The sequence below is a fragment of the Vibrio sinaloensis DSM 21326 genome (assembly GCF_000189275.1).
GTDB lineage: Bacteria > Pseudomonadota > Gammaproteobacteria > Enterobacterales > Vibrionaceae > Vibrio > Vibrio sinaloensis.
In genome coordinates this window covers 1-6,981 of record NZ_AEVT01000019.1, presented here as the reverse complement: position 1 = coordinate 6,981, position 6,981 = coordinate 1, and the positions used below count along the sequence as shown (strand labels likewise).

The window sequence follows — 6,981 nt, the reverse complement described above, 5'->3', positions numbered from 1 at the left end:
TGCATCAAATAAAAGTTGGTATATATGAAATTTTTGAAAGAATGGACAGGTTCGGTTAGAAAAAACTTCGAACAAAGGCTATCAAACCCGTTGTTAGGCGCATTCTCAGTATCATGGGTATTTTTTAATTGGAAAGCGATTACTGTTCTATTAGCTAGTAACAAGGAAATTGAAGCCAAAATAGAGTTCTTAGAACAAAATTATTCTGATGTTAATTATCTTTTGTGGTTTCCTTTAGCGTCATCTCTCATCCTAACTATTCTTTTACCTTGGGCTTCCTATTTTGTTCAATCAATCCAAGAGTTTGTTAACAAAAAGCGTTCCTTGAAACAGATTCAATACGATACAGACTTATTGAAAGCTAAAGAAGAATTGGTGACTATTCAGTCTAAGTTAGAGCATGTAAAAGCGTCTCATGAGTTAGAGTTAGAGTTTTCGCGTAGGGAAAAAGAAATTATATTGGAGCGAGACTCGAAACTAGCTCAGCATGAGTTCGAAAAAGAACATAAGATAATGGAAAATGATTTCCAACAGAATGCTCAAAGGCACCAATTTGAGATGGAAATGGAGCGCCGTAGTCGAGAGTTAGAGATCGAGGAAAGGCAGCAGAAGCATCAATTCGAGATGGAAAGAGACAAGCGTGAACGAGAGTTAGACTTGGAAGAAAGGCGTCAACGAAACCAATTTGATATGGAGTTAGAAAAATATCGAATGGAGAATGAATTTGAAGATAGAAAGCAAGAACGCCAATTGCAAAGCGAGTTAGAAAAACGGAACCGTGAGTTGGAAGTTGAAAAGTACAAAGCTAACCGTGGTGTTGCTGCATAACAAACTGTTTAAGAGTGATTCGCAACGCGTGGCATTTTCACCATGCGTTGGTTTAAGTGATTAAGGTAGTATGCGGCGGCATCAGTATTGCGTTGCTCACACCTTAACAGGGCGTTATATGTTGGGTAAAGTATGACTGTTAATATTAAAAGTATCGGTAAATCAGTTGGTGATAAATACCTATGCCAGCTAGAACATCAACGAAATTTGCTTACATGCTTGATTGATGTCAGCGCAAGCTTGAGGTCAAATATACCGTCTGAAGTTCTGCAAGTGGAATTCGATTTCGCGGAAGTTTTAGACGCTAAAATTATAGCTAACTTACCCGATTCAAAAACCGGAATTAAGCAAGGTGACGGGCTTCTCATTCATCAAATTTTTGGTCATGTGCATAACGTGGTTCATATTTCGGAAGACTCCACGATATATGATGTTTATCTGAGAAATGGTCCTGAATTCCTCTGTGTATCATCAGAAGATTGGGCGATTGAGCCAAAAGTTGGTGACGGTATTTACATAAAAACTAGCGGGTTATGTATTTATCCCTCCAACATATAACAAAGCGTTTAAGGCAGATTCGCAACGCTTGGCATTCTAGGTTTGAATCAGCTTTAGTGTTTACGGCACAATAGGTTAGAGTCAGTGGTGGCGTTGCTCACTACTTAACGCGGCGTTAGAAAAATACAAGGGGTCATATGAGTTACAAAGTGATAAGCCATGTTCCATTTAAAGTGTACTGTAAGAATAAATTTCCTGTGTTATTAAAAGTACCAACTTGGCTTGGAGCTTTGCTTTTTCTGGTGGCATTACCGCAAGCTTTTGACCAGTTGATTGAGCTGTGGGCTAAAGTGATTATGTTGGTACTTATTCTTCTTTTTATAGCTTTTAGTTGTACGATATCCAGCAACGAAACATTGGAAGTCAATAACAATGATTTAGTTTACTCTCGTGATGTACTGGGGGTGACGTATTTAAAGAAAATTTATGTTAGAGGGCATGTAAAGAATATTCGTGTGTATCCGAATATAAATCAGAAAACACCCTTTGATCCTAAAGGTTTGTTTTCTGAAAAGCTGAGACTTTACTAGTTTAGGTGGCTCAATTGTTTTTGATTATGGTCCATTAAATCGGTCTGTTTTGTTGTTTAAAGGGCTAGATAAGGGGCAAGCGTCTGAAGTAGTTGCTCTTATCGAACAAGGAGAGTGATTTTTCTAACAAACAATTTAAGAGTGATTCAGCACGCTTGGCATTTTTGGTTTGAGTTAAGTTCAGTGTTTACGGTGGTCAAATTAAGCGCCTTGGTCGCGTGCTTCACACCTTAATTGGGCGTTAGCTTTCTGGGGAGAAATAATGAGGATCAGACAAATTAAGGTTTACCGAGTAACGTCAATTATTTCTTTGCTGTTAGGCATTACCGCACTACAGGAAATATATATAAGCGAAAACCTATTAATTATTGGTTTTGCTGCTGGTGTGCTTGGTACCTTCTTGCTAGGTAGTGCTGGGCTTTTTACGGTATTTCGATTTGTGTCTGCGTTTTTGAAGGAATCAAGTTTAAGCCTGTCTAGTCGTGTTTTAGGGTGTACTTATTCGGTGCTACCAGTTTTACTTTGGTACTTATGCAACGTTAAGTTCATATTGGTGCCTGCGGTGAATGCTAAAGAGCTTTCAACCTTCTTTATTCCATCGGCTTTGGCTGTGTTAAATGGAATTATAGGGGCAATCTTATTCTTCGGAGTCGTTGAAATAAACAATAAACTTCTGGGGAAAGCATCAAGCTAACAAACTGTTCAAGAGTGATTCGGCACGCGTGGCATTTTTCTATGCGTTGGTTTTTGTGGTTAAGGTGTTATGCAGAAGCATCGGTATTGCGTGCCTCACACCTTAACAAGGCGTTATGCGTTACTCCAACTTGAGAGGGTAGTACAAGTGGAAAGTAGAGTTATAAAATCAGTTCGGTATCTTGCTTTGGGTATTCTTATCTATCCGTTTCTTTACATGATACTGAATTTTATTATCCCGATTCTAATGGCGACTTTGGGTGAAGGTAGTAGCTCGTTGATAGAAATTCTTGAGTATTTTACCTGGTTTATAATGCCATTTTTTTCGGTGCTCTATCTGTTAGCTTTCCACCATTTTTCTCCAGTTTTAGGTAAGTGGCATCAACGGATTGGGTATACTTTGGTTCTAATCGCGGTGCTAATCGAAATAGCAATACCTTGGATAGAGCCAGGTCTGGCGTTTAAGACAGCATCTTTTCTATGCCAGCTTTTCGAGATAGGTATTTTACTTAGTTGTATGTTGGTTTTTAGCAATAAGCTAGGGATAAATTCGGAGCATGGAAGAAACGCATAACAAGGCATTTAAGACGGATTCCCAACGCTTGGCATTTTCGGTTTGATTTGGTTTAAGTGGCTACGGCACAATGGTTTAGGTTGGGTGGCGGGCGTTGCTCACCACTTAATGCGGCGTTATAGCTTACATTGATTTATGAGGTTAATCGTTGAAATCAAAAGAAGTGATTCAGGAAGTTAGAAAGGCTCTTGGTAATACAAAACAAGCAGGCGAAACATCGGTTTCAATTGAAGCAATGGATAACTTCATGGCTCAATTAGAGAAGAGAGCCGAACAAGTTGGGGAGTTTAACAAGCTTGAGCATGAACGTTTATTGAAGGAATTTGAGGCGAATAACGCTAGAAATATAGCCGCGTCTCAGAATATGACCTCACATAGCATCGAAATGTTTAAGTCTGTTATTACTGCGGGACAAGCTGCTTTAAAATCTAGCATGATTATAAATGGTGGTGCAGCTGCTGCGTTGCTAGCCTTTACTGGAAAAATATGGACTGAAGGTTCAACCAAGCTAGTTACAAATGCTCTAACCCACTCAATTTTGTTGTTTTGCATTGGTGTGCTTTTGGCGGCATTCGCGACTGGGACAACTTATCTATCGCAACTTTCGTATGCGAGCGAATCGCGAAAAACAGGTAATTTCATTAATGTTTTAAGTGTTGGGAGTGTTTTGTCTTCTTATGTTGTGTTCCTTTATGCTTGTATAAAAGCATCTAGTTCGTTCACTATCCATTTTGGAACGCTATAACAAAGCATTCAAGAGTGATTCGCAACGCTCGGCATTTTCGCTTCGCTCAAGTATAGCCAAGCGTCGCTCACACCTTAATGCGGCGTTATGTTCTTATAGGTTATGTAATGAAAGATTCGACTAAAGAGTGGTTAGGCATTAAGCCTGCTGACTTTATTATGTATGCAGGATTTATACTATTAATTCCAGTAAAGCTATTAGATTCGAACGATATAAAAATCTTACTCGTAATTATCGGTCTTTTATTGTGTATATTGTCTTGTAAAATTGGAATGGTTGGTAATTCAAAGCTAAGTAATTTCAATAACTGGGTAAAAAAAGTGGCGTATCCAGTCTGTAGCTTGCTATATGTGTTTTTAGCATATTTGAGCTTTACGTAGCCCGAAACATAACAAGGCGTTTAAGGCGGATTCACAACGCTTGGCGATTTCACTTCCAGTTGAGTTAAGTGTTTAATGTACAATGGTTCAGGTTTAGTGGTTAGTGTTGTTCACCACTTAACGCGGCGTTAGGCATCAGAAAGAGGTATACAGTGAACTTAAACGATCGTAAGGCTCGAGGCTATGCAAACTCTATTATTGCGATGCTTGATGCAGGCATTGATGATGCAGCGTCTTATCGTTTAGCCATTGACTCCATTTTTTGTCATATCTTCGGGCACGTAACGAAGTCAGGCCAACGTGCTTTGACTAAATATAACAAGTCGGCTCCTATTTCAAAAGCAGCGTCATTAAGCCCAAAGGAAAAACGTATTGTTGAACATGTTGTTCCAGTTACAGTAATTTACAAGAAAATAAAAGAGCTTAGCGATCCGACTTCGTCTGACGTGATTAAGGTAGTTTCTGAGTTATACAAAGTTAGGATCATCACAGTAACAGAAGATGCAAGATTAAATAGTCTGGGGCTACAGTCCTCTATGCCTGTTGAGTTCTATAGCCCAGAACACAAATTATTCGGAGACTGGGACGCAAGACATCATGTGGCTGGTATATCTGAAGCCTAACAAGTTGTTCAAGAGTGATTCAGCACGCGTGGCATTTTTACTATGCGTTATTTTTAGTGTTTAAGGTGGTATGCGAGAGCATTGGTATTGCGTGCTTCACACCTTAACAAGGCGTTAGCTTTTTACGAGGAAATCAATGACTCTAGATGATTTGACGGTAGCCTTTTCTCACATAGATAGAAATTCGTTACTGAGTGATTGGGATTGGCTTCTACAAGGGGCTTTCCTTCCAATTTTAATATCTGCGTCAGGTGACGCATTCGTTCAGCATGTAAATAACGGTCAAGTATGGTGGTTAGATACTGGTGGTGGTGAATTAATCCAAGTCTCTGATTCAGTTGACGAGTTTAAGGTAAAGTTATCTAACAAAGAATTTGTAGCAGAAAAATTTGCCGTTCAGATGATAGGTGATTTAATTCAATCAGGTAAAAGCTTGTCTCATGGTCAAATATATAGTTTATCAAAACCTTGGCTGTTGGGGGGAGAGTACGAAATTAGTAATATAGAGCCAACAGATTTGGAAGTTCATTTTTCTCTTCTGGGACAAATCGCTTTTCAGGTGGCAGTGGCAAAAAGCTAACAAGGCGTTTAAGGCAGATTCCCAACGCTTGGCACTCTGCATTCACATTTGGTTTTAGTGTTTACGGTGTAAAGGTTTAGGTTAGGTGGTTAGCGTTGCTCACTACTTAACGCGGCGTTATGAATCTTAGGAGCTGAAATGTACAAGGTAGTGCTATTTTCAGTCGCAATTTGCATAGGACTTGTAGCGATACCATCGTTAGTCTTAGATTTTGGTGACTGGACTGAGCTTTTTTTACGATCTTCGGTTGGTTTTTTCTTTGGGCTGCTTATAGCTCCGGAGGTTGATCGAGAAGTATTTAAATCTCCAGTAGTATTTCAATCGATTTCGGGGTTTTGCTGCGGTTTTTCGTTGGCTTATCTTTTAAACGCCTCTTCGAAATGGGTTCTGTTAATTGCTTTAATAGGCTTTTTTATGGGTTTTACAGCTCGTTGGTGGGTAAAGCATATCCGCCTACCATAAATTCATAACAAAGCATTTAAGAGTGATTCCCAACGCTTTGTGGTTTTAGTTCCGTTTGGTTTTTTGTGTTTACGGCGTAACGGTTTAGGCTGGTGGTTAGCGTTGCTCACACCTTAATGCGGCGTTAGCATTCTCAGGAGGAGTAATGGAGTTAGTCAAAGCATCTACAGATGAGCATTGGAATATTGCCTCCAATTTCTTAGCTCAAACGGTAGAGCGTTGTAATGAGAAAGGGCTACCCTTGTGGACTCACCAACAAGTGTCAGTGAAGGCATTAAAAAGCCACTATGCTATTGAAAACTTATACCTGTTGAAATCTGAGCAGCACACTATAGGGTGCGTGTTTATTAGCTTTGATGTCGACGATTTTTGGGCAGACACGGATACAAAGGGAACGCTATTTTTCCACAAGTTTGCAATTGGCAATGCATTCAACTCCAAAGGTTTTGGCTTGCAGGCATTAACCGCAATACGTTTATTGGCTGAAGAGCGCGGATGTCTTTGGGTTCGTTGCGACTGTCATGGTGACAGAGAGCGCCTAAGAGCGTTTTACGAACGTGGCGGTTTCGAGTTTGTAGACAGACAAGAAATGTTGGGTTTCGACGTCGCTCGATACCAAATGCTAACAAGGCGTTTAAGACAGATTCCCAACGCTTAGTGTTCTGCATCCTAGGTTGGGTTAAGTGTTTGCGGTGTAATGGTTTTGTTTGGGTGGTTAGCGTTGCTCACTACTTAACGCGGCGTTATACAAAATGATAGGTTTAAGCTTATGCGCAAGACAATATCTCATTTAACTTTAGCAGTAAGTGCTTTGTTCATTGGTGCTGGAGCTGTGAATCAAGGCGTAAGCGGCTTTCTACTAGCATTGCCTTTTGTCGCTGGGTTTATTTTAACTTTGAAGGCTTTCCCATTAAAAGGGAAAGTAGGCTATATTGCTGTTGTCACAATTCTATCTATCCCGTTAGCTTGGAGTCACGAAGAAAATAAAATCATATACCCTTGGCTAGA

At 39.8% G+C, this 6,981-nt stretch carries 10 protein-coding genes and 1 pseudogene; all 11 read left to right on the top strand.

Annotation, left to right across the window (positions count from 1 at the left end):
- The first annotated feature begins 24 nt into the window (after window positions 1–24).
- Window positions 25–828, top strand: a complete 804-nt coding sequence (locus RH45_RS05130) for a hypothetical protein (protein WP_008074563.1) — start codon at window positions 25–27, stop codon at window positions 826–828.
- A 132-nt stretch (window positions 829–960) separates the two neighbouring features.
- Window positions 961–1,386, top strand: coding sequence for a hypothetical protein (locus RH45_RS05125; RefSeq protein ID WP_008074561.1), 426 nt, complete (start codon window positions 961–963; stop codon window positions 1,384–1,386).
- Window positions 1,387–1,523: 137 nt separating this feature from the next.
- A complete protein-coding gene (locus RH45_RS05120; RefSeq protein WP_008074559.1) occupies window positions 1,524–1,916 on the top strand; it encodes a hypothetical protein in 393 nt (130 codons plus the stop codon).
- 262 nt (window positions 1,917–2,178) lie between these two features.
- On the top strand, window positions 2,179–2,610 hold the full coding sequence (locus tag RH45_RS05115; protein ID WP_008074552.1) for a hypothetical protein: 432 nt from the start codon (window positions 2,179–2,181) through the stop codon (window positions 2,608–2,610).
- A 147-nt stretch (window positions 2,611–2,757) separates the two neighbouring features.
- Window positions 2,758–3,183 (top strand): hypothetical protein, encoded by a 426-nt coding sequence (locus RH45_RS23885; protein ID WP_039958222.1) that lies wholly within the window; start codon window positions 2,758–2,760, stop codon window positions 3,181–3,183.
- 148 nt (window positions 3,184–3,331) lie between these two features.
- A complete protein-coding gene (locus RH45_RS05105; RefSeq protein ID WP_008074549.1) occupies window positions 3,332–3,928 on the top strand; it encodes a hypothetical protein in 597 nt (198 codons plus the stop codon).
- A 532-nt stretch (window positions 3,929–4,460) separates the two neighbouring features.
- Complete coding sequence (locus RH45_RS05095) at window positions 4,461–4,931, top strand: hypothetical protein (protein ID WP_008074546.1); 471 nt, start codon at window positions 4,461–4,463, stop codon at window positions 4,929–4,931.
- Between the two features lie 136 nt (window positions 4,932–5,067).
- A complete protein-coding gene (locus RH45_RS05090) occupies window positions 5,068–5,511 on the top strand; it encodes a T6SS immunity protein Tdi1 domain-containing protein (protein ID WP_008074544.1) in 444 nt (147 codons plus the stop codon).
- Window positions 5,512–5,649: 138 nt separating this feature from the next.
- Entirely contained in the window at window positions 5,650–5,973 is a 324-nt protein-coding gene (locus tag RH45_RS23505; RefSeq protein ID WP_008074538.1) for a hypothetical protein, read from the top strand.
- Window positions 5,974–6,118: 145 nt separating this feature from the next.
- Window positions 6,119–6,631, top strand: a complete 513-nt coding sequence (locus tag RH45_RS05080) for a GNAT family N-acetyltransferase (RefSeq protein ID WP_008074536.1) — start codon at window positions 6,119–6,121, stop codon at window positions 6,629–6,631.
- A 111-nt stretch (window positions 6,632–6,742) separates the two neighbouring features.
- Window positions 6,743–6,981: pseudogene (locus RH45_RS05075) on the top strand (hypothetical protein); the annotation flags it as partial.

Excerpts from the sequence above, each read along its gene's own strand:
- RH45_RS05130 (WP_008074563.1), top strand. The coding sequence starts at position 25 with ATGAAATTTTTGAAAGAATGGACAGGTTCGGTTAGAAAAAACTTCGAA.
- RH45_RS05125 (WP_008074561.1), top strand. The coding sequence starts at position 961 with ATGACTGTTAATATTAAAAGTATCGGTAAATCAGTTGGTGATAAATAC.
- RH45_RS05120 (WP_008074559.1), top strand. The coding sequence starts at position 1,524 with ATGAGTTACAAAGTGATAAGCCATGTTCCATTTAAAGTGTACTGTAAG.
- RH45_RS05115 (WP_008074552.1), top strand. The coding sequence starts at position 2,179 with ATGAGGATCAGACAAATTAAGGTTTACCGAGTAACGTCAATTATTTCT.
- RH45_RS05090 (WP_008074544.1), top strand. The coding sequence starts at position 5,068 with ATGACTCTAGATGATTTGACGGTAGCCTTTTCTCACATAGATAGAAAT.
- RH45_RS23505 (WP_008074538.1), top strand. The coding sequence starts at position 5,650 with ATGTACAAGGTAGTGCTATTTTCAGTCGCAATTTGCATAGGACTTGTA.
- RH45_RS05080 (WP_008074536.1), top strand. The coding sequence starts at position 6,119 with ATGGAGTTAGTCAAAGCATCTACAGATGAGCATTGGAATATTGCCTCC.